Annotated in this window: 18 protein-coding genes; 12 read left to right on the plus strand and 6 right to left on the minus strand. The window is 57.0% G+C overall.

The window, feature by feature from the left end; all coding sequences use genetic code 11:
* The first annotated feature begins 24 nt into the window (after positions 1–24).
* The 3 genes from gmhB (at position 25) to C4S63_RS08330 (ending at position 1,769) form a co-directional block, all read left to right on the plus strand.
* Positions 25–567, plus strand: a complete 543-nt coding sequence (gmhB, locus tag C4S63_RS08320) for a D-glycero-beta-D-manno-heptose 1,7-bisphosphate 7-phosphatase (RefSeq protein ID WP_062815090.1) — start codon at positions 25–27, stop codon at positions 565–567.
* Between the two features lie 2 nt (positions 568–569).
* Positions 570–1,298, plus strand: coding sequence for a 1-acyl-sn-glycerol-3-phosphate acyltransferase (locus tag C4S63_RS08325; RefSeq protein WP_062815089.1), 729 nt, complete (start codon positions 570–572; stop codon positions 1,296–1,298).
* A 111-nt stretch (positions 1,299–1,409) separates the two neighbouring features.
* The gene (locus C4S63_RS08330; RefSeq protein WP_062815088.1) at positions 1,410–1,769 is read left to right on the plus strand and encodes an H-NS family nucleoid-associated regulatory protein; all 360 of its coding nucleotides are present in this window, start codon (positions 1,410–1,412) and stop codon (positions 1,767–1,769) included.
* 229 nt (positions 1,770–1,998) lie between these two features.
* Here C4S63_RS08330 and gyrB read toward each other — a convergent pair whose 3' ends face one another.
* The 4 genes from gyrB to dnaA form a co-directional block, all read right to left on the minus strand.
* Complete coding sequence (gene gyrB / locus C4S63_RS08335; protein ID WP_103917289.1) at positions 1,999–4,416, minus strand: DNA topoisomerase (ATP-hydrolyzing) subunit B; 2,418 nt, start codon at positions 4,414–4,416, stop codon at positions 1,999–2,001.
* 9 nt (positions 4,417–4,425) lie between these two features.
* Complete coding sequence (gene recF / locus C4S63_RS08340) at positions 4,426–5,535, minus strand: DNA replication/repair protein RecF (RefSeq protein ID WP_063509532.1); 1,110 nt, start codon at positions 5,533–5,535, stop codon at positions 4,426–4,428.
* A 196-nt stretch (positions 5,536–5,731) separates the two neighbouring features.
* On the minus strand, positions 5,732–6,832 hold the full coding sequence (dnaN, locus tag C4S63_RS08345) for a DNA polymerase III subunit beta (RefSeq protein WP_062815085.1): 1,101 nt from the start codon (positions 6,830–6,832) through the stop codon (positions 5,732–5,734).
* A 91-nt stretch (positions 6,833–6,923) separates the two neighbouring features.
* The gene (dnaA, locus tag C4S63_RS08350; RefSeq protein ID WP_062815479.1) at positions 6,924–8,333 is read right to left on the minus strand and encodes a chromosomal replication initiator protein DnaA; all 1,410 of its coding nucleotides are present in this window, start codon (positions 8,331–8,333) and stop codon (positions 6,924–6,926) included.
* A gap of 593 nt (positions 8,334–8,926) precedes the next feature.
* Here dnaA and rpmH point away from each other — a divergent pair.
* The 8 genes from rpmH (at position 8,927) to C4S63_RS08390 (ending at position 18,735) form a co-directional block, all read left to right on the plus strand.
* Positions 8,927–9,061, plus strand: a complete 135-nt coding sequence (rpmH, locus tag C4S63_RS08355) for a 50S ribosomal protein L34 (protein WP_011590025.1) — start codon at positions 8,927–8,929, stop codon at positions 9,059–9,061.
* Positions 9,062–9,099: 38 nt separating this feature from the next.
* Entirely contained in the window at positions 9,100–9,465 is a 366-nt protein-coding gene (rnpA, locus tag C4S63_RS08360) for a ribonuclease P protein component (protein WP_103917290.1), read from the plus strand.
* 40 nt (positions 9,466–9,505) lie between these two features.
* A complete protein-coding gene (gene yidC / locus C4S63_RS08365) occupies positions 9,506–11,242 on the plus strand; it encodes a membrane protein insertase YidC (protein ID WP_103917291.1) in 1,737 nt (578 codons plus the stop codon).
* Between the two features lie 96 nt (positions 11,243–11,338).
* The gene (mnmE, locus tag C4S63_RS08370) at positions 11,339–12,721 is read left to right on the plus strand and encodes a tRNA uridine-5-carboxymethylaminomethyl(34) synthesis GTPase MnmE (RefSeq protein WP_103917292.1); all 1,383 of its coding nucleotides are present in this window, start codon (positions 11,339–11,341) and stop codon (positions 12,719–12,721) included.
* Positions 12,722–13,010: 289 nt separating this feature from the next.
* Positions 13,011–14,606 carry a DUF6160 family protein gene (locus C4S63_RS08375; RefSeq protein WP_103917293.1) on the plus strand — a complete coding sequence of 532 codons (1,596 nt, stop codon included), beginning with the start codon at positions 13,011–13,013 and terminating at the stop codon, positions 14,604–14,606.
* Positions 14,607–14,615: 9 nt separating this feature from the next.
* Positions 14,616–15,950 (plus strand): hypothetical protein, encoded by a 1,335-nt coding sequence (locus tag C4S63_RS08380; RefSeq protein WP_146063365.1) that lies wholly within the window; start codon positions 14,616–14,618, stop codon positions 15,948–15,950.
* A 123-nt stretch (positions 15,951–16,073) separates the two neighbouring features.
* Entirely contained in the window at positions 16,074–16,628 is a 555-nt protein-coding gene (locus tag C4S63_RS08385) for a hypothetical protein (RefSeq protein WP_103917295.1), read from the plus strand.
* Complete coding sequence (locus C4S63_RS08390) at positions 16,618–18,735, plus strand: DUF6160 family protein (protein WP_103917296.1); 2,118 nt, start codon at positions 16,618–16,620, stop codon at positions 18,733–18,735. The genes C4S63_RS08385 and C4S63_RS08390 overlap by 11 nt, the downstream gene beginning before the upstream one ends.
* A 12-nt stretch (positions 18,736–18,747) precedes the next feature.
* On the opposite strand, the gene C4S63_RS08395 is transcribed toward C4S63_RS08390, so the two are convergent.
* Positions 18,748–19,608, minus strand: a complete 861-nt coding sequence (locus tag C4S63_RS08395; RefSeq protein ID WP_160052739.1) for a GIY-YIG nuclease family protein — start codon at positions 19,606–19,608, stop codon at positions 18,748–18,750.
* 90 nt (positions 19,609–19,698) lie between these two features.
* Between C4S63_RS08395 and C4S63_RS08400 the strand changes: the two genes are divergently transcribed.
* The gene (locus tag C4S63_RS08400) at positions 19,699–21,078 is read left to right on the plus strand and encodes a lyase family protein (protein ID WP_103917298.1); all 1,380 of its coding nucleotides are present in this window, start codon (positions 19,699–19,701) and stop codon (positions 21,076–21,078) included.
* Positions 21,079–21,267: 189 nt separating this feature from the next.
* Here C4S63_RS08400 and C4S63_RS08405 read toward each other — a convergent pair.
* The coding region (locus C4S63_RS08405; protein WP_146063367.1) for an integrase core domain-containing protein at positions 21,268–21,605 on the minus strand (338 nt) is incomplete at its 5' end.

A 21,605-nucleotide genomic window follows, 5' to 3' on the forward strand; every position in this document is an offset into this window, starting at 1 on the left:
ACGATTGGTATTGGGCAAGAATCCATGAACAACCTCATCATCCTCGACCGCGACGGTGTCATCAACGAAGACTCCGACGCCTATATCAAGACACTGGACGAGTGGATTCCCCTGCCGGGCAGCATTGACGCCATTGCCCGGCTCAGCCGGGCAGGCTATACCGTAGTGGTCGCCACCAACCAATCCGGTATTGCCCGTGGCTATTTCACGGTGGCAACACTGGATGCCATGCATAAACGTCTGACGGATCTGGTCCGTGACGCCGGTGGAGAGATGGGCAAGATCTTTTATTGCCCCCACGGGCCGGATGACGGTTGCCTCTGCCGTAAACCCGCACCCGGTCTGATTGACCAGATTGTTACCGAGTATGGCGATGTCACCGGCGTCCCCATGATTGGTGATAGCCTACGGGATCTGGAAGCCGGGGTTGCCCGGGGTTGCAAACCGGTACTGGTATTAACCGGCAAGGGATTAAAAACACAGGACAAGGGTTTGCCCGCCACACTGGGTCAGGTGGACGTTTATCATTCTCTGGCCGATTTTACGGATAATATGTTGAAGGATTAGGCATGACCCAGCACACGCATTACTCGCTGTCGATCAAGATCCGCAGCGTCCTCTTCTTCGTGCTGTATAACCTGGCTGGCATTATCCACAGTTTTTTCTGTGTTCTGATCGGTCCCTTCCTGCCTTACCGACGCCGGTATCAATTCGTTAACCTGTGGACCCGGTTTGCCATGTGGTTGCTGAAACACCTCAATGGCGTTCGTATAAAGGTGGAAGGCCAGGACAATCTGCCCCCCGGCGCCTTCGTGGTACTGGCAAATCACCAGAGCAGTTTTGAAACCTTCTATATGCAGTTGCTGATCAGCCCCCAGGCCACGGTTCTGAAACGCGAGTTACTGTGGCTGCCTTTTTTTGGTTGGGGTCTGGCATTGCTCAAACCCATTACCATCAATCGGCGTAATGGCAGTGCGGCGTTAAAATCCGTGTTGCAACAGGGCAAGCAACGACTGGGGCAGGGCATTCCCGTGGTCATTTACCCGGAAGGAACCCGTCAGGCTCCGGGCACCCTGGGGAAATTCAATCACGGTGGTTCCATGCTGGCTTGCCAGGCCGGTGTGCCGGTGGTGGCGATCAGCCATAACAGTGGAAACTGTTGGCCGGCCCGTTCCTGGATACGCCTGCCGGGCACCATTACCCTTCGCATCAGCCCACCGATTCACAGTGATGGAAAAAAGGCCAAGGCGATTACCGAAGAAGCGGAAACGTGGATTCACCAGCATTATCCTGGATAATGCGATTCAAATCGTTTTTTATTATTTATCTGCCACGAGTTTAATTGCCTTTGCCCGGTAAAATAACTAGAGTTTGTGCCGCTGTTAATCATCGATAACAAGGGCTACTCAATGAGCATTAATCTTGATGAACTTTCCGTTGATGAACTGGAAAAACTGATCAAGCAAGCAGAATCCGCACTGGACAAGAAACGCAAGGCTGAGCTGAAGAATGCCCAGGCGGTACTTGAGAAGATGGCCAAGGATCTGGGCGTTTCTCCGGAAGCATTGCTGAAGGACACCGCCGGCAAAAAGAAAGCCACCCGCAAGAAAGCCACCAAGAAGAAAGCCAGTGGCGTGCGTCGTCCGGCCAAGGTGAAATACCGCGACCCGAACGACAGCAGCAACACCTGGACCGGCCGTGGCAAACGTCCGCTGTGGCTGCAGGGCGCACTGGAGAAGGGCGCCAAGCTGGAAGATTTTGCTGTATAAATCGCAGCGCGTTTCAGCCGACAAGGCACAAAAAAAGCGAACCTTCGGGTTCGCTTTTTTTATGTGTCACCACAGTGTCGAGTGACGAGAAGCGAGTATCGAAAGGCAAAATCCAGAGTCAAATATTCCGGTTTTCGCGACTCGATACTCCTACCTGGTGACTCGCCTTGCATGGGAGCCTGCCTGCAAGCGAAATACCATTACCTGCAAGCGGGTCCCACATCACCCCTTACACGTCCAGGTTGGACACCTGCAGGGCATTCGACTCAATGAATTGCCGTCGCGGATCCACATCGTCACCCATCAGGCAGGTAAAGATCTGATCTGCTGCGATGGCGTCTTCGATGGTGACCTGCAACATGCGGCGGCTTTCCGGGTCCATGGTGGTTTCCCACAGCTGCTCCGCATTCATTTCACCCAACCCCTTGTAACGCTGGAAGCTGGTACCACGACGGGCCTGCACCATCAGCCATTCCAGAGCATCCGCGAAGTGGCGAATGGAGCGCTGGGTCTCGCCACGCTGGATATAGGCATCGGCGGCCAGCAGACCTTCCAGGGTTTCCCCGAGAGCCTTGATTTTCTGATAGTCCGGTGACTGCAGAAAATCCAGAGTTACCCGGTATTCGCGGGGTACGCCGTGAGCGAGCACTTGCACACGTGGCAGATACAGGCCCCGTTCCTCGTCCTTGGCTGCCGTAATGGTAAAGGTCTGGGTCGCATCGGTAATGGCATCCACCCGTTTGCCAAGCACCTGGCACCAGTCGTCCATGGCCGCCTGATCCTTCAGGCCCTCTTCGCTGAGAGAGGGCATGTAGATCATCTGCTCCAGCACTTCCTTGGGGAACACCCGGGACTGACGGTCGACAATCTTCATCACATTGCGGTATTCCGCAATCAGGTTTGCCAGGGGCTCACCACTGATAGGCGGGGCATCGTCCCCCGGATAAAGCGCGGTTTTTTCCAGCGCCAGGGTGGTCAGATACTCCTCCATGGCCAGGTCATCCTTGAGATAGGTCTCCTGCTTGCCTTTCTTCACCTTGTAGAGCGGTGGCTGGGCAATGTAGACGTAACCCCGTTCGATCAGTTCCGGCATCTGACGGAAGAAGAAGGTCAGCAACAGGGTACGGATGTGGGACCCATCCACGTCCGCATCCGTCATGATGATGATGCGGTGGTAGCGGAGTTTTTCCACATTGTATTCGTCACGACCGATCCCGCAGCCCAGGGCGGTAATCAGGGTGCCCACTTCCTGGGAAGACAGCATCTTGTCAAAACGCGCTTTTTCCACGTTGAGGATCTTGCCCTTGAGCGGCAGGATCGCCTGATTCTTGCGGTCTCGACCCTGTTTGGCAGAGCCCCCCGCAGAATCACCCTCCACGATATAGAGTTCAGACAGGGCAGGGTCCTTCTGCTGACAGTCCGCCAGTTTGCCGGGCAGGCCGGCGATATCCAGGGCGCCCTTACGACGGGTCATTTCCCGCGCTTTACGGGCGGCATCCCGGGCCCGGGCCGCATCGATGATCTTCGAGGAAATGGCCTTGGCTTCCTGGGGATTTTCCAGCAGGTAATCCTGGAACAGCTCGCCCATGGTCTGCTCGACCGCACTTTTCACCTCGGACGACACCAGCTTGTCTTTGGTCTGGCTGGAGAACTTGGGATCAGGGACCTTCACGGAAATCACCGCGGTAAGCCCTTCCCGGGCATCATCCCCGGTGGGGTTGGCCTTTTCTTTCTTGAGAAGACCTTCCTTTTCCATATAGCTGTTCAGGGTGCGGGTGAGGGCAGCCCGGAACCCGGCCAGGTGGGTACCCCCATCCCGCTGGGGAATATTGTTGGTGAAGCAGAACAGGTTTTCCTGGTAGGAATCGTTCCACTGCATGGCCACTTCCACGGCGATACCGTCTTCTTCCCGGTCAAACTGGAAATGGAAGACCTGGTTCAGCGGCGTCTTGTTTTCGTTCAGATAGCTGACAAAGGCACTCAGACCCCCTTCATACTCGAACACATCCTCTTCACCGTTACGCTCATCCAGCAGGTGGATACGCACGCCGGAGTTCAGAAAGCTGAGCTCCCGCAGGCGTTTGGCCAGGATATCGTAGTGAAACTTGATGTTGGTGAAGGTCTCAGCAGACGGGCGGAAGTGAATGGCGGTACCGCTGCTGTCGGTATTGCCTACCACTTCCAGCGGCATCGCCGGTACACCGTGACGGTAGATCTGTTCGTGGACCTGGCCGTTACGGCGAATGGTCAATTTCAGCTCTTCGGAGAGGGCATTTACCACGGAAACCCCCACACCATGGAGGCCGCCGGACACCTTGTAGGTGTTGTCGTCGAATTTGCCCCCGGCGTGGAGCACGGTCATGATCACTTCAGCGGCAGACACGCCTTCTTCTTCGTGCATGTCCACAGGAATACCCCGCCCATTGTCCTGGACGGACACGGATTCATCCGGATGAATGACCACCCGGATTTCGGAGCAGAACCCAGCCAGGGCTTCGTCGATGGAGTTATCCACCACCTCGAAGACCATATGGTGCAGGCCAGTGCCATCATCCGTATCCCCGATGTACATGCCAGGGCGCTTGCGAACGGCGTCCAACCCTTTCAGCACCTTGATGCTGGATGAATCGTAATTTTTCTCCGCCATGGTATTTCCTTATTCACTCCCGGTGAGGGGCCGAAGTTGGCCATGTTCCACGTGGAACATTTTGCTCTCGATCGCCCGTAACGCTTTATTCTGTTGCACCACCGCCTCCCATTGAGGCTGATCCAGTGCGGTAATCAGTGTCTGGTGACCTGTGGAGGCCAGAAACCCCAGCATCTGATTACGGTGTTCTTCGTCCAGCTCTGCCGCCAGATCATCCACCAGCAAGGTACAGACTTTACCCGCCTGACTGATCAGGGGCAGCTGAGCCAGCACCAGACCATAGGCAACAAGCTTGGCCTGGCCCCGGGAGAGGCGATCTCGTGCCACCACGCCCCGGGTTTCGATACGAATATCACTGCGGTGAAACCCTGCCTGGCTAAACCCACGCCGGATATCATCCTGGCGCAGGCGAGACAGCGCATCCGCATAGCTCTCATCTTTTTGCAGCCCTGTCTGCAGCTGAACGCGAATTTTCAGCTCCGGTGCCAGATGGGACAACACCGTATCCAGCCCCGTCTGCAGCGCCTGTAAATAGCGACGGCGTAACCCTTCGATTCTATCAGAAGTCTGGGCCAGTTGCTGGTCCCAAAACCCCAGTTCCCGAGGGTTCGGACGCCCGGTACGCAGCAGGGCATTTCGTTGCTTCAGGGCTGCCGAGGCAGTGCGCCATACCGGCATAAACTCATGTTCCACGTGGAACATTCCCCAGTCCATGAAACGCCGTCGCAGGGCCGAGGCACCAAAAACCAGCTCCACGGAAGTGGGGTGAAGCGCCAGGACCGGCAAGAGTCCGGCCACTTCACTAAGGGCTTTGGGCGTCTCACCATTCAGCTTGATGGCATCAATACCCCCAGGCGTACGTCGCACCCCCAACCGATGATGCTTCTCTTCGCACACAACTTCCGCATACAGGGTAGCCGCCGGGGCACCGTCGCGGACCAGCCGGGACAACCTGCCACCACGGAACGACCGGCCGCCGCTGCCAATAAAATAGATGGCCTCCAGCAGGCTGGTCTTGCCACTGCCGTTGTCGCCCAGGATCACATTCAGGGAAGGGGAGAGGGCAATGTCCAGCTGACGGTAATTGCGAAAATCTCCGAGCTGGAGACGACTCAACATAGAAAGGAATCCACCCGCTACACAACCAGGGAGGCCGTCATTGCGGCCAGAAATGAATCACTCGATTGTAGCCCAGGGAGAGGGGCAGGGCACAGCGCCTAAATGGAAAGGAACAGAACACAGAACACTTAAGCCAAAAAAAACCCGGCATCGCAGCCGGGTTTTTGCAGACCTGGGATCAGCCATCAGCCAGCGATCACAACCGCATGGGCATGACCACATACAGGGCCGCCTTGCTCTCCGGATCCAGCACCAGGGCGCTGCTGTTGCTGTCACCCATTTCCAGCTCTGCCTGGGTGCCGGCCATGGTATTCAGCACATCCAGCAGATAGCTCACATTGAAGCCAATCTCCAGGGGCTGACCATTGAAGTCCACGGACACTTCTTCTTCCGCTTCTTCCTGCTCCGGGTTGTTGGCAACGATGCGCAGGCTGCCCTCAGACAACTGCACCCGCACACCCCGGTATTTCTCGTTGGACAGGATCGCTACCCGGGCCAGGGCCTGACGCAGGGTTTCCCGATCGGCAATGATGGTGCGAGAACCCTCTTTCGGAATCACCCGGTCGTACTCGGGGAACTTGCCGTCCACCAGCTTGGAGGTAAACGTAATCGCCCCGACCACGATACGGACGTGGTTGCGCCCCACGGTCAGGCGAGCATTTTCACCGGCATCACCAAGAATACGGGACAGTTCCATCACCCCTTTACGGGGCAGAATCACCGAGGCTTCTTCCACCGGCATATCCAGCTCAGCATCACACAGGGCCAGACGATGGCCATCGGTGGCCACCGCGCGCAGACGCCCCGGCTTCAGCTCGAACAGCATGCCATTGAGGTAATAGCGCACGTCCTGCTGGGCCATGGAGAAGGCGGTGCGATCAATCAGACCCCGCAATACCCCCGGCTGAATATCCAGCGTGGAGCCAGCGGCATCTTCTTCCAGATTGGGAAACTCGGAGGCAGGCAGGGTAGAGAGGGTGAAACGGCTGCGACCGGAACGGACCAGCATGCGCTCGCCATCAACTTCAAAGCGAATGTCGGCCTCCGCCGGCAGGCTCTTGGCAATATCCACCAGCTTGCGGGCCGGGACTGTGGTTTCACCTGCCTGGTGCTCCCCCTCCAGGGGCAGGCGAGCAACCAGCTCCAGCTCCAGATCGGTGCCGGTCATGGAAAGCTGTCCATCGCCGACTTCCAGCAAGACATTGGACAGCACCGGCAGTGTCTGCCGTTTTTCCACCACTGCGGCCACCTGTTGCAGGGGCTTGAGCAGTTGTTCTCTATTGATTGAGAATTTCATCGCGCTTTCCCGTTCTGGTTATTTGGGCCAGAGGCTCCCGGCCCCTTCCTTTACTATGCACAGAACCGGCCACCGGGCCGGGCTCTCCCCGTCAGGACGTCAACGTCCGTAACAGGCTCTGATAATCTTCCTCGATTTCCGGATTGGATTCCCGCAGCTGCAACACCTTACGACAGGCATGCAATACGGTGGTGTGATCACGGCCACCAAAATTCTCACCAATCTCCGGCAGGCTGTGGCTGGTCAGCTCCTTGGACAAGGCCATGGCCACTTGCCGGGGTCTCGCCACCGAACGGGTCCGCCGGGGTGAGAGCAGGTCGTTGATCTTGATCTTGTAGTACTCGGCCACCACCCGCTGGATGTTGTCGATACTGATCTGCCGTGCCTGCAGGGCAATCAGATCCTTCAGCGCTTCCTTGATCAGGCCGATATCGATCTGCGCCCCGGTGAACCGCACATGAGCGATCACCCGGCGCAGCGCGCCTTCCAGTTCCCGTACATTAGAACGGATTCGTTGCGCGATAAAGAAGGCCGCGTCATTGGGCAAATCCACCTTGGCTTCTTCCGCCTTCTTTTTCAGGATCGCCACGCGGGTCTCCAGCTCCGGCGGTTCCATGGGCTGGGACAACCCCCAACCGAACCGGCTCTTGAGCCGCTCCTCCAGACCATCCACTTCCTTGGGGAATTTGTCACAGGTGAGGATGATCTGCTGACCATTTTCCAGCAACGCATTAAAGGTATGGAAGAACTCTTCCTGGGACTGCTCCTTACCTGCAAAGAATTGAATATCATCAATCAGCAAGGCGTCCACGGAGCGGTAAAAGCGCTTGAACTCATTAATGGTCTTGTTGCGCAGGGCAGAAATCATGTCTGCCACAAACCGCTCACTGTGCAGGTAGACCACCTTGGCATTGGGGTTGCGCCGCAGCAGCTCATTACCCACCGCGTGCATCAGGTGGGTCTTGCCCAGGCCCACACCGCCATACAACAACAACGGGTTATAGCCATGGCTGGCAGGGTTCTCCGCCACCTGCTGGGCAGCAGCCGCCGCCATGCGGTTGGACTTGCCTTCCACAAAGGTAGAAAAGGTAAAGCCGGTATTGAGATTGCTGCGATGTTTGCGGGCCCCGCCCAGCGCCGTGGGCTGCGGTTTGCTCTCTGCCAGCTCAGGGGTACGCATATGACCGGAAGAGGGCGCAGCCGCGCTGGCAGGGGCCGGAGAGGACGTCTGTGGCGGCGGGGTGGGCATACGGCTGGATCCCACCTCCAGGCGTAACTGGGGCAGCGCACCGCTCTGCAATTCGCCCAGCACCTCACCGATGCGATCCATGTACTTGTCGCGTACCCAGTCCACCACAAACCGGTTGGGGGCAAACAGCGTCAGCTCGGCGCCATCCGCAGATGCAGCCACCTGTAATGGCCGGATCCACATGTTGTACTGCTGTGACGGCAACTCATCCTCGAGTCGGGTCAGGCAGCGTTGCCAGAGCTCTTCAGACACGCACACGCCTTATTATCCTGAACGATACTGCTCTTCTGCCCACAGGCGCGAAAGAACAAGGAACCCGACCGCGAAAGGACTCACAGTCCAGCGGCACTTCGGGCCCTGAATCGTCTTTATGAACTGAATGAAATTTCGGTCAACGAACCGCAATTTGGCCCGTCATTCTACCCCCTCCAGGCGATAACTATCCACAGGACAGCGGGGATTTTTCTGGCTTTATTTCTGTGGATAAGTAGGGCCATAACCCTGTGCGGGGATACAGGGACAACCCGGTGGACAACCACCGGGATAATTTGTACCCACATTTAATGACAGCTCGTCCCCCGCTCGTCCCCAGTACTTACACACAATGGTACGCAAGTTATCAACGAAGCAACGCATTGATAAATATATGCTTTTATTGCTTATCCACAAAAAGCCGCTTCCCCTATTAAAACTACTACTACTAAAAACATTTAAATATTTAAGTTCTATTAACAGTTCTCTCCAGCCCGCTTTGCACAAGGCTGAAAAGCCGATTGACAGGGGATTTCCCTTTCCCTAGACTTGCCGGCCTTCTAATTGCTGTCTCATTCCATGGGGAAGACACCATGAAACGCACATTTCAGCCCAGCGTACTCAAACGCAAACGTGCCCACGGTTTCCGTGCTCGCATGGCGACTAAAAACGGTCGTAAAATTCTGGCCGCTCGTCGTGCCAAGGGTCGTAAGCGGTTGGCTGCCTGAGCCAACCGTTTTACTCCGCCCTCCTGGCTGAGGTAACAGTGCCGACAACCCAGGCTTTTACCCGCCAGCACAGACTTCTTACCGGAACCCAATATCAGACCGTATTCGACCACCCCAAATGGAAGGTGGGCAATGCGGCGTTTTTGTTGTTGGCGTGTCCGAATCAGCAGCAGTTGCCCCGATTGGGCCTGGTGATTGGCCGCAAGCGCGCAAAGCGGGCGGTTGACCGTGGCTGTGTCAAACGCAGAGCCCGGGAGCAATTCCGTTTACGCCAGCACGAACTGGCAGGACTGGACATTATATTGCTGGTCCGCGGACGCATTGATCGCCCGGATCCGGCAGAAGTGACAGACCAGCTTGGCAAGCTCTTTGACAAGCTGCTTGCTAAGTGCGGGCAAGCTTGAGAAACTGCGGCCCGTTTTTCACGCCACAGAATAGCCTGTTATGGAAATCCAGCGCGCCCTAGTAATCACCGGCATTGCCATCGTTTCCTACCTGATGATTCAGGCCTGGCAACAGGATTATGCCAACCCGACCCAGCCAGCCGCCGTTGAAGAGGTTGCGCAGACTGCGCAAGGCAATGACGACGGGCTGGATCTCCCCGAACCTCAGGCCGAGACTGCCGATAGCGGCATTCCTTCTGCTCCCGCAGAACAGGCTCAAACTCCCGCATCCGAATCCAGCGAGCAGTCCACCCGTCAGGAACGTATCCGTGTCAGCACCGATGTGCTGCGTGTGGAAATCGATCCCAAGGGGGGCGATATCGTCCGCCTGGCGTTGCCGGAGTTCCCTCGCCATGCGGAAACCCCGGATCAGCCCTTCGTGTTGCTCGAGCAGGATGCCAATCGTACCTATGTGGCCCAGAGTGGACTGATCGGCAAGAACGGAACCGATTCCAGTGCGGGCCGTCCGCTGTGGAGCACTGCCGAGCAGAGCTATCAGCTGGATGAGGGCAGCCAGGAACTGAATGTGGATCTGACCCTGCGTCAGGACAATGGCGCCGAACTGGTCAAACGTTTCACCTTCGAGCGCGGTAGCTACCTGGTTCGCGTCAGCCATATTGTTCGCAACCAGGGGAACAGCGAATGGTCCGGTGCCCTGTATGGCCAGATCAAGCGCGACGGCAGTGATGACCCGGGTCTGGCGAACCATGGCTTTATCCCCATGCCCACCTATTTGGGGGCTGCCTACTGGGATAGCGAGAAGCCCTACAATAAACTCGATTTTGACGACATGGCGGACCAGCCTCTGAACCTGACGGTCGAGGGCGGCTGGTTGGCCATGGTGCAACACTACTTTGTTTCTGCCTGGGTACCGGATGCCCAGCAACGGAATCAATACTCCAGCGTCCATCTGGAAAAGCGAGGCCAGTACCTGCTGCGCTTCGTCTCTCCCACCGTCAAGGTGGCTCCCGGTGAAGAAAAAGTGCTGTACGCCGAGTTTTATGCCGGGCCCAAGCAGCAGGACAAGCTGGAGGCGATCAGCCCCGGTCTCAACATGACCGTGGACTATGGCTGGCTGTGGTTTATTTCCCAGCCCATCTTTGCCCTGCTGGTGTTCCTGCAGAGCGGTGAGGTGTCCGTGTTTGGCATGGATATCGACATCGGTGCCGGTGTGGGGAACTGGGGTGTGGCCATCATCCTGCTGACCTTCATTATCAAGGCAATCTTCTTCAAGCTCAGCGCTACCAGCTATCGCTCCATGGCGAAAATGCGCAAGGTGGCGCCGGAGATGCAGCGCATCAAGGAGCAGAACAAGAACGACCGGCAGAAAGCGCAGATGGAAACCATGAAGTTGTTCCAGCGCGAGAAGATCAACCCCCTGGGCGGTTGTCTGCCCATGCTGGTTCAGATGCCGGTGTTTATTGCCCTGTACTATGTGCTGCTGGAGTCGGTGGAGCTGCGTCAGGCCCCGTTCTTCCTGTGGATCAACGATCTGTCAGTGATGGACCCGTATTTTGTCCTGCCAATCCTGATGGGCGCTTCCATGTTCCTGCAGACCCGCCTCAACCCGACGCCGGCGGACCCCATGCAGGCCCAGGTGATGAAGTGGATGCCGGTGGTGTTCTCCGTCTTCATGCTGTGGTTCCCGGCAGGTCTGGTGCTGTACTGGCTGACCAACAACCTGCTGTCCATTGCCCAGCAGTGGGCGATTACCCGCAAGATCGAAAACGAAGGATAACAGCCCCGCGCTGCTGTTCTTTATCAACCGGCCGGGATTTCCCGGCCGGTTTTGTTTTATGCTGATGCTCCTTTGCCGGTCTGCCTGAATTAGCCCATGTCGAATACTGCCCAGGATACGATTGTTGCCATTGCCACAGCGCCAGGCCGTGGCGGCGTGGGCGTGGTTCGCCTGTCCGGTCCCGGGGCCCGTGAGATTGCCGGAAAGTTGGTGGGTGATCGCTCACTGACCCCTAGAATGGCGCATTTTGCCCGCTTCAAAGATGCCCAGGGCCAGGTGATCGATGAGGGGCTGGTGATTGCCTTCCCGGCACCCCACTCGTTTACCGGCGAAGACGTGGTCGAGCTGCAGGGCCATGGCGGCCCGGTGATCCTGGATATGCTGGTGGCAGCCTGCATAGCGGCTGGCGCCCGTCAGGCCCGGGCGGGGGAATTTTCCCAGCGGGCCTTCCTCAACGACAAGATGGATCTGACCCAGGCTGAAGCCATCGCCGACCTGATCGATGCCGGCACCAGTGCATCAGCACGAGCCGCCCTGCATTCCCTGCAGGGGGGGTTCTCCGACCAGGTGAATCGCCTGGTGGAGGAGCTCATTGGGTTGCGCATCTATGTGGAAGCCGCCATTGATTTCCCGGAAGAGGAAATCGACTTTCTCTCTGATGGCAAGGTGGCCGGGGATCTCCGTGAGTTACGCGGGCAATGCCTGCGGGTGCTGGAGGAAGCCAATCAGGGCCGCCTGGTTCGTGAGGGCATGACCCTGGTTATCGCCGGCAAACCCAATGCCGGAAAGTCCTCGCTGATGAATGCCCTGGCCGGCTTCGATGCGGCCATCGTTACCGATATCGCCGGTACCACCCGGGATGTGCTGCGCGAATCCATCCAGCTGGATGGCATGCCCCTGAACCTGATTGATACCGCTGGCCTGCGGGACAGCGCCGATGTGGTGGAGCAGGAGGGCATTCGCCGTGCCTATGCGGAAATGAAAAAAGCCGACCGCCTGCTGGTCATGGTGGATTCCCGGGAGGGAGATGTTAATCCACAAGATATCCACAGCTTGCTTCCGCAGAGCCAGCAGCAACTGGAAAATCTGGATCTGCCGGTGACGGTGGTGCTGAACAAGGCAGATCTGTCCGGCATCCCGACCGGGCCCCGGGATGACGGTAGCTTCGTGATCTCCGCTACCACCGGTGACGGCTTGCCGGAACTGCGGGAGCACCTGAAAGCCGCCGCCGGATTTAAAGGAACAGGGCAGGGTGAAGGGCAAAGCCGCTTTTCCGCCCGTCGCCGCCACATCACGGCGCTGCAACAGGCTCTCGCCGCCCTGGACAATGGCGAGCAGCAATTGCACGATCATGCCGCTGGCGAGCTGCTGGCGGAAGACCTGCGCGCTGCCCAGAAAGCCCTGGAAGAAATTACCGGTGCCTTTACCGCGGATGATTTACTGGGCCGGATTTTTTCCTCTTTCTGTATCGGTAAGTAGCATCCCAAGCCCGACGCGGATCCCTGCGTCTATGGAATGATCCTTGTGTCCCCCCCCCCTTCTTCCTGCCGCCCCTGTTGACTGAATAGTCAAATTATTGACTAAACCGCTCAATGTAAAAATTCCGCATCCAAGCCCCTTTCAAATCAAACGCCTAGGGCGGAAGTAAACATAATAAAAATTTTTGAGCATTGGCATGCATATGCGGATGGAGTTTGCTTGTTCCGATTGTGACTGATGGGTCACGGAATGGCTGTACATAAAAAAAAAACAACACAGCGAGGTGGGGATGCTCACCAAACACAAGAAAAAGCGGTTTTCCCGTGTACTGGCTACGCTATTGGCAGCCATGCCATTACTGGCCCAGGCGGCTATGGAGTCCCTGGATGAGGAAAGCCTGTCTCAGGTCACTGGCACCGGACTGGCGATCGGTTTCGAGGATTTTCGCTGGCTGGTCAAGCCCACCAGCTATTTTGAACAGGTGGGGTCGGATCCGGTGGGCGATACCACACTGCAGCGGGGAGACCTGCGCTGGTATGGCGTCAATATCTCCGGTGCCGGCCCGGGGGGATTTCACTGGGATGAAAGTGGCGGCAATTTCGGCACGCCCTGTGATGCCTCCAGTCTGGGTTGCCCCCGCGGTGGCCTGATTGCGGACTTTGCCCCCCACGATAACCCTTACCTGTTGCGCGCGTTTTCTCCCCGTGGCGTCAGCTACGAGGGGACCATCATCAACAGTGACCCCGATAATCCGGACAAGACCATCTATGAATATCTGGCACCCAGTGCGCAGCCGGATTATACCCTTTCCTTTTGGGGGGAACTGGAGGTAGGGCGTAGCGGCAATAACAATAACCTGGCGGTGGGAACCGGCGACCTGCTGAAGACCCAGACCATCATCCGGGGTAATGCGGCCAACTCTGCCTTTCGACTTTTTCAGTTTACCCAGCCGGGTAACGAAACCTTTGCCATTCTCTACCACAGCTACCTGAAAGGAGACTTCCGCTTCTCGGCCGCACAACAGACTGGCAGCGCCAGTGATGACGTTGGTGAACCGGTAAGATTTGACGCCCTGGAAGGTCTGCATTTCAAAAATGTGGATGCCTATGTGCCGTTGGGGCAACTGTATTACCAGGCCCTCACGCTGAATACCGTGCCCTCACAGGACGGTAATTTCATTCTGGAAATCCCCCGTCTTCCTGATGTGCCTACCCATACAGCCGTGCATGACCATTTTTATTCTCTGGTGGTGCCAGACAGTACGGATGCGGGTTATATCACGGCACGAGCCGCACTGCTGACCCAGACCCCCGGGGCCACTCCCACGCATACCGTGGATGATGCCTATTTTGTGACCCATGGCCACTCACGCTGGGGTGACTGGTACCCCTGCCGCGGATTGGGCTGCCCGGCGATATCCACAACGCCTTCCCCCAGCCGCAATGCCTACAACGACACCAGTGACGGTATTTTCTTTCGCAAATGTGAAAGCTGCGACGACTTTGATGCCTTCGCATACATGATTACCGCGGTGGACATCAGGACAGGGACCAATGAGTACTCCTGCCCGGGAGGCAACAACTGTGGAAACTATACCCCACGAGGGGGAATCGGTTCGGTTGCGGATCGCTACTATCGCCAGGCGGTCAATTGCAATGCCAGCAATGGGAGTGACTATCAATGTGGATATGGCGGTAGTTACAGCATCGATTCAGGTCCTGATTACACCACCGTAAACAAAGTCAATCCATCCACTTTCTTTGGCGTTTCAGGGGGGAGCAACCTTCCTGTAATTCGTACTGATGTTGCCAATATCGGTGACGCCCGCATTGAGGGACTTCAAGTCAATTATCTTAAATTCACCAGCTATGGCGCCGGGAATTAGAGGTGCATCATGATAAAAATAATAATTTTATTCCCCGCAAAGATAAGTTTCCTGTGGGTTGCGTTGCTGTTCTTTTCTTCACAATCCGTTGCATTGAGTATGGGAGGAATGAGCCCGCTTGACGATAGTCAGATGAGAGCGATATCCGGCCAGGGTCTGATTGTTTCCGACAAGGTATCAGGCAGTGCACTCGCCAATCCCAATGAATACTCCACGCCCTTTGAGTTCTATCGTATTGGTTTGGATGGAGAACTTCAGATGAATCTGAATATCTCCAAATTACAGCTGGGCTGTGGTGGCATTAATGACCATCTTTCCGGTCATGCAGGCTGTGATATTGATATTGATTATCTGAGTTTGATGGGCAGAAACGGCACCGATATTGGTGAGGCTGGCAGCCCGTTTACCCTGGATAGACCTTACATAGAGTTTGCGGTCAAAAATGATGATACCACCACGCTGCGAGAGATTGCCGGCATCAAGATAGGGGCGGAATCAGCGGATGGTGCCCTTAGCCTGGGAAGGCGATATTTCACCGATAATGCCATCAATCAGGAAAATACCGCCTTCGGTACCACCTGCGATACCGGCGCTGTGACAGGCCCGGGCGTGATTGGTTGTCACTCCGGAATTAATACCGTCAGTGGATTTCTGGGCGCTGAACTTTCCCTGACAATGGATATCAAGGCAAGAATCGCTTTGCTGTTCGGTCTGGAGGCAACAGGGTGCACCGGGAGAACCAGCATTGGTCATGATGATTGCGGCAACACATTGAATGATGCGCTCTTTGTTGATCTTGCTGGCACACGGATGCAAACCCTGGGTCTAAGAGCGGCAGAACTGGCCATCAACAATATTGAAACAGATTTATTTGGTATTGGTTGCCCCTGGAATCCATTGGCATGTGGCATCGACGGGATCGCCAATTTAATTCTTAATGATGTGTATGCCAGCCTGTACACGGATCTTCGCAGCGTTCATAAACTGACTCTTGAAGACACCTCTGACTTCTTTCTTTCTTTCCAGCGAGAACCCATTGCTTACCCAAGGTACAGCAAGTTGACGCCTTCTCAGGATTTGCCGCCGGGTGCTTTTGATATTTGTAATACAGGAAATGCTACGCCGCGATGCTCAAGCGCCTATGCGGTGCCCGCAAATACGGGCTGGTGGCTTAATGCGCCATCAGTGAAGTTGCTCGATGTGTACAACCCTGATGCCAACCTGGGTAACCGAGGCATTGATGAAGCTATTGCCTTGCTGATAGCACCCGGCCTGCTTCTCGAGCACGCGGCGTTCAATCTGTCGCCGCAACAAAACTGCTACGGCAGCACCATGTTTTGCTGAAGGAGAAAAGCGATGGCTGGCCGGGAAATTTCATCACAGCACTTCAATCCTTTAATACCGATGGTGTTGGTGTTGATCAGTATCGGTTATTCGATAAAAGCGCAAGCAGAGTCAATGATACCCATGGCTGATCATGAACTGCAGTCGGTCAGCGGTGGCGATGCCGTTCAGCTCACCTTGCGATTTCGCAACAATGTGGACGAAAACAACGTGCCGGACATGGCCTGTGGCGGCACCCCTGATCCTTGCCGGCTCGGACTTGAATTTGTGGCACGGGAAGGAAACTGGTTAGTAATGAAGGATTTTTACGGCAGTCTGGCCGTGGAGGATATTCGTTTTGAGGGGGCTTTCCTGAGTAACAGCAGTTCCCCCTACCGTGACCTGAGTCGCTTTGAGGATGCGGATGGCAACTGTCTGCTTTCCCCGTGTAATCCGGATGGTTTGCCGGCGATTTTGGTTGATTATCCCTTTGCCAAGGGGCCGGGTGAATATCAGGATCTGCATGCCTTTGTGAATATCGGGCGCATGGCCGTGGAAGTGGACGACGGCACGACCCCCGGATACCTGCTCGATAACAACCCCGGTAGTGCACTGGCATTCCGCATGAGCGATTCCACGAGCCCCAACGGGGACATGCAGATGCGTTTTGACGGGAGGGCGTTTCTGTATGGCTTCTGATAACCGACACCTGTTAATGCTGGCGTTAATGTCACTGCCCATCGCAGCCATTGCCATGACGCCTCTTGATGACAGTGGGCTGGCTGACATTCGTGGCCAGGACGGACTCACCGTCAATCTGGAAAGCACGGACGCCCTCCAGGCCCAGCAGCTGAACTGGATAACAGACAGTGGGAATGCTCCGGCTGGCGCCTGCAGCGGCGGCGTCACAGACCAGCATGCCTGTACACAACTGAACGGTCTTACCCTGCAGGGAGATGGCAATCCTCTGCGCGCACAACTGCAGCTGGACGTGGGAAGCGACGGGACCGTTCCGCTATTGGCATTGCAGTATGACTGGCAGCCCAGCCTTTTCACCCTGGACGGCATCACCCTGCAAACCGGGACCAACCCGGCTTATGCGGGGCACTCCCTGGGTCAGGTCGCGTTGTATTCGCAGGGCAACCTGGCGCTGGTGAACCAGGGGATTTTCAGCAGGAATGGTCAGCACGCCAATCTGGATTTTTCCATGACCGGTGACTGGATATACCGCCAGGGTGGAGCGGGCAGTGCGGAGATGAGCATTGGCAATTTGATGATACAGAACCGGTTTAGCAACGGTCCGGCTGGGGGGCATGCGCCCGCCACGGGCATCATCGGTATCGACAGTAATGGTTTGTTGCTGGAGGCGGATCACACCTATACCGCCCTGGAGTTCGATCTGATGTACAAGGCAGCACCGACCAATTTTGATCGCACCGGTCGACAACCCCTGATATACGGCGCCTGGATTGGTGGTCTCAAAGACGCCAGTGTGCGGGTGTCTGCTGGTGGGATCGGCTATGGCTATGACGGCACAGTGCCGAGTGGAAACTGGGATTATGCTGGCATTAATACGCCACGCTCCGAGGGTCTGAATATTCAGGCCCAGTGGGATTTCGACACGGATTTCCAGCTTCGCCTGGGGCATGCGGACGGGGATCGCACCCGGATCGAGATGGGGAATTGGCGCCGGCTGGGTAACGGTGCCGGCCCCATGTTCGCCATGGATGCCATCGTGGATGTGCTGCAAAACAACACCGGTCCGGCAGGTCTGTGTTTTGGGGGCGGCTTTACCAGTGGGCAGCCCGATAGTGGTTTGTGCTCCAGTGCCGGTGGAGTGTTTCATCCCACCCGGGTAGGGCTGGGGGACTCCGCGTTTGCGGTCCTGCTGCGCAATGGTCACCTGCATGCTTACAGTGAACAGCTGACCGTCACCAACCCGACCAGTGGATGGTCGGATAACTATGATTGGGGCCTGGTTCTGACTCTGGGAAAACTGGATGCGGATTTCCTGGTTTACCCCCAAGGACCCTCCAGCAATCTGGGGTTGCGGGCAGACGCGACGCTGATGGTGCAGTCACCGGGGTTCTGGGAGGCGGCCAATAGTAGCGATCCTCTGGTGCGCGCGACGGCCTCGGCTAACTGGCAAAACAACTCCCATTTCCTGTTCGCCGATACCACCAGTCAGGTCGCGGTGGGCCTGCTGAATAATGACCTGCTCTGGGAAGCCCGGGACCTGTATCTGACGCTGGGAGAAACAGACCCGGCCTTTCCGGCGCTGTCGTCAGGCATCATGCTTCAAACCGATGCCCTGTCCCGTTATCAGGTGCGCGGCTTACTGGGGGCGGGAAGCCTGAATGATTTGAGCGGGTCGACGGTGAATGTGGCCCTGTGGGATCTCAACCTGTCAGCCGACCAGTTCCGCTTTGTGCTTTATCCAGCGAGCGCTGATGGACTGGCTGTCCTGGGCTTTGATGGCTACATGAATCTGGATGGCAATGCGTACCTGTCGCTGGCAGAGGTTTCCAGCCCGAGTTCGGCTTTCCGGCTTTCAGATGTCAGTGGCAGCATCGGTTGGCGTAATGGCAAGGTGCTGCTGAAATCCGGTGATCAGAACAGTGATGGACTGGCCAGCCTGACCATCGCCAATGAACTGTTGCTGGGGCAGAGCGCGGACTTCGGCCAGAGCGGCGGCGGCACGCCGTTGGTGGGGCAGGTCAGTTTTGGGGATCAGCAATACGGTCGCATTGCCATGCCGGGCGGCACCTGGCACAGCGAAATCATTGCCAAGGTGCCACCCCCCTAGGCCTTGGCAGGATCACGACAACACATAGTGTTCCACACCCTGATCCAGAAAACGGATCAGCATCCGGTAACTGTCCAGATCAAAGCTGGCATCCGCATCCGGGGTAATGGTCATCGGTTCCGGCTTATGTTGCAGGGTGGTGAGATGGCACCATTGATCAACCAGATGGTAGTCGGTTTGTTGCGGGTTCTGCTCACGGATCACCAGCACACCCGGGTAAGGCCAAGCCTGGATATGCTGGTCTTCCAGGGTTGTCTGTAGCCGCTGGTTGTGACTCTCCACGGTTTCCTTGCCGCAACAGGCACCCTGACATCGGCCCAGCTGATGCGCAAAGCAGGCCCCCTTGCCGTTCCCTTCCAGGCCACAGATTCGCGGGCAGAGCCCGGCTTCACGCACCTTGCCATCCAGCATGCCTTTTGCCTGCCGGGGGCTGCGAAACAGACCATAGCTGTCCTGTTGCCAGCCATGATTATCTACCAGCGGCCGGTATAACACTGGAACAAGAAAACCCTGACGGTTGGTTTGCAGACGCCAGGTATGCAGCTGCCGGTAACGGCGCTGACGACGGTTGAAGATGGGTTGGCGTTGTTTGATTTCCCGGTTTTCCAGCAACAGTGCGCCCAGTTCGCCGGCAGTGACCTGATGCTCGATACGGCGGGTCAGGTGGCACAACCGGGCTTCCTTTTTATCCCGGTGCCGGGCCGCAAAGTGGCTCTTTACCCGTTGTCGCAGATTGATGCTTTTTCCCACATAGAGCAGTTCATCCTGCTCGCCAAAAAAGCGGTAGACGCCGGGGAGGCAGGGCAGGTCGGTGAACAGGGTTGGGTCCACCGGGGAAGAATCGGTATCTGGCAGCATGGCCCTAGTATCCATGGAAAACGCCATGATGTGGTGAAGGGAGGATGGATGATCTGACCTATTTCCCGTGCCATGATGGAGAAAATTCATTGCCAGGAGGCCATCATGAGCGGCCACGATACCGAGACCCGTATCGAAACCGATTCCCTGGGCCAGGTGCAGGTGCCCAAAACGGCCCGATGGGGTGCCCAGACCCAGCGGGCAGTGGACAACTTTCCCATCAGCGGTCGTCCGTTGCCGGAGCGGTTTATTCTGGCGGTGGTACGCATCAAACGCTGCGCGGCTGAGGCCAACCTCCGGTTGGAACAGCTGCCAGCGGACAAGCAGGCTGCCATTGTCGGGGCCTGTAATGACTTGCTGGCCGGCCATCATCTGGACCAATTCCCGGTGGATATTTTCCAGACCGGCTCTGGCACCAGCACCAACATGAACGTGAATGAGGTCATTGCGCACCTGTGCGCCGACGCCGGTGTCGAGATTCATCCCAATGATGATGTGAACCTGGGGCAGAGCAGCAACGACACCATTCCCACCGCCATTCATGTGTCTTCGGTACTGGCCGTCACCGAACAATTGCTCCCGGGACTGGAACACCTGATCGCCACGTTGGGGTTGCGTGCCCGGGAAGGCCGGGAGCTGGTGAAGACCGGCAGAACCCATCTGATGGATGCCATGCCGGTGACGGTGGAGCAGGAACTGCAGACCTGGGTGCTGCAATTGCAGGATGCCAGCAGCCGCTTGGCCCGGGCCCGGGATGAACTGCTGACCATCCCCCAGGGCGGCACGGCGGTGGGCAGCGGCATCAATGCCCACCCGGATTTTGCGGCGGCCTTTGCCAGGCAACTGGCAGAGGAAACCGGGCTGGACTTCACGCCAATGCCGCATCCCTTTGTGGCCCAGAGTGCGTTGGATGCGCCGCTGAATCTGTCCGCTGCCCTGCGTGGCCTGGCGGTCGTACTGATGAAGATCAGTAATGATCTGCGCTGGATGAATTCGGGCCCCATCCATGGTCTGGGCGAGCTGCAACTGCCGGCCACCCAGCCGGGCTCTTCGATCATGCCCGGCAAGGTCAACCCGGTGATCTGCGAATCGGTGACCATGGTGGCGGCGCAGGTCATGGGCCTGGATCAGGCCAATGCGGTGGCGGCCCAGAGCGGTAACTTCCAGCTCAACGTGATGTTGCCGCTGGTGGCCAGCAACCTGTTGGACATGACCGGCTGGCTGGCCAACAGTTGCCGGAATCTGGCCGACCGGGCCATCACCGGAATGACTTTTAATGAAGAGCGTCTGGCGGCAGGGGTGGGCAAGAACCCGATTCTGGTCACGGCCCTCAATCCGGTGATTGGCTACGAGAAGGCAGCGAAGATCGCCAAAGACGCCTTTGCCAGTGGCCGCCCGGTGATCGATGTGGCCGAGGAGCAGTCCGACCTGTCCCGGGACGAACTGGAAAAGCTGCTGGACCCGAAAACCCTCACTCGCCCCTGAATGGGAAGGGTGCACTGAGGCGCGGTGCACCCTTCCCACAGCTTTTCGCTCCTCGTGACTCGCTTGTCGCAACTCATGCTAGACACAGCGTCTACACCGGGTAGTATTTTGTTACCTTTGGCACAGCTGAACGGATGACCCGTGCGGGGGACTGTGTCAGTCTGGAGCGCCTTACATACCCTGTAGTGGTCAACTAATACCGGACAGTGATTTAGGTTTTTCTTCGGCCACCGCAGGGGCGATCCCGCCGTTGTAGCTGTGAGGCCTGTGGTAATTGTAGTAACCCATCAGATAGTCACCGATATCTTTCTTTGCTTCGGGCAAGTTGCGGTAGCCCATCGTAGGCACCCACTCTGATTTGAGGCTGCGGAACAGCCTTTCCATTGGCGCATTGTCCCAACAGTTGCCCCGCCGGCTCATGCTTTGCTGCATTCGATAGCGCCATAACCGCTGCCGGAACACTCGGCTGGCATATTGGCTGCCCTGATCCGAGTGGAACATGAGTTTCTCAGGTTGACCGCGTTGCT

This window comes from Alcanivorax sp. DSM 26293 (assembly GCF_900107995.1).
In the GTDB taxonomy this organism is placed as follows: Bacteria; Pseudomonadota; Gammaproteobacteria; order Pseudomonadales; family Alcanivoracaceae; genus Alcanivorax.

What these genes read in the sequence shown, in the direction of transcription:
- gmhB (WP_062815090.1), top strand. Translation starts at nt 25, where the DNA reads ATGAACAACCTCATCATCCTCGACCGCGACGGTGTCATCAACGAAGAC.
- C4S63_RS08325 (WP_062815089.1), top strand. Translation starts at nt 570, where the DNA reads ATGACCCAGCACACGCATTACTCGCTGTCGATCAAGATCCGCAGCGTC.
- C4S63_RS08330 (WP_062815088.1), top strand. Translation starts at nt 1,410, where the DNA reads ATGAGCATTAATCTTGATGAACTTTCCGTTGATGAACTGGAAAAACTG.
- gyrB (WP_103917289.1), bottom strand. Translation starts at nt 4,416, where the DNA reads ATGGCGGAGAAAAATTACGATTCATCCAGCATCAAGGTGCTGAAAGGG.
- recF (WP_063509532.1), bottom strand. Translation starts at nt 5,535, where the DNA reads ATGTTGAGTCGTCTCCAGCTCGGAGATTTTCGCAATTACCGTCAGCTG.
- dnaN (WP_062815085.1), bottom strand. Translation starts at nt 6,832, where the DNA reads ATGAAATTCTCAATCAATAGAGAACAACTGCTCAAGCCCCTGCAACAG.
- rpmH (WP_011590025.1), top strand. Translation starts at nt 8,927, where the DNA reads ATGAAACGCACATTTCAGCCCAGCGTACTCAAACGCAAACGTGCCCAC.
- yidC (WP_103917291.1), top strand. Translation starts at nt 9,506, where the DNA reads ATGGAAATCCAGCGCGCCCTAGTAATCACCGGCATTGCCATCGTTTCC.
- mnmE (WP_103917292.1), top strand. Translation starts at nt 11,339, where the DNA reads ATGTCGAATACTGCCCAGGATACGATTGTTGCCATTGCCACAGCGCCA.
- C4S63_RS08375 (WP_103917293.1), top strand. Translation starts at nt 13,011, where the DNA reads ATGCTCACCAAACACAAGAAAAAGCGGTTTTCCCGTGTACTGGCTACG.
- C4S63_RS08380 (WP_146063365.1), top strand. Translation starts at nt 14,616, where the DNA reads ATGATAAAAATAATAATTTTATTCCCCGCAAAGATAAGTTTCCTGTGG.
- C4S63_RS08385 (WP_103917295.1), top strand. Translation starts at nt 16,074, where the DNA reads ATGGCTGATCATGAACTGCAGTCGGTCAGCGGTGGCGATGCCGTTCAG.
- C4S63_RS08390 (WP_103917296.1), top strand. Translation starts at nt 16,618, where the DNA reads ATGGCTTCTGATAACCGACACCTGTTAATGCTGGCGTTAATGTCACTG.
- C4S63_RS08395 (WP_160052739.1), bottom strand. Translation starts at nt 19,608, where the DNA reads ATGGATACTAGGGCCATGCTGCCAGATACCGATTCTTCCCCGGTGGAC.
- C4S63_RS08400 (WP_103917298.1), top strand. Translation starts at nt 19,699, where the DNA reads ATGAGCGGCCACGATACCGAGACCCGTATCGAAACCGATTCCCTGGGC.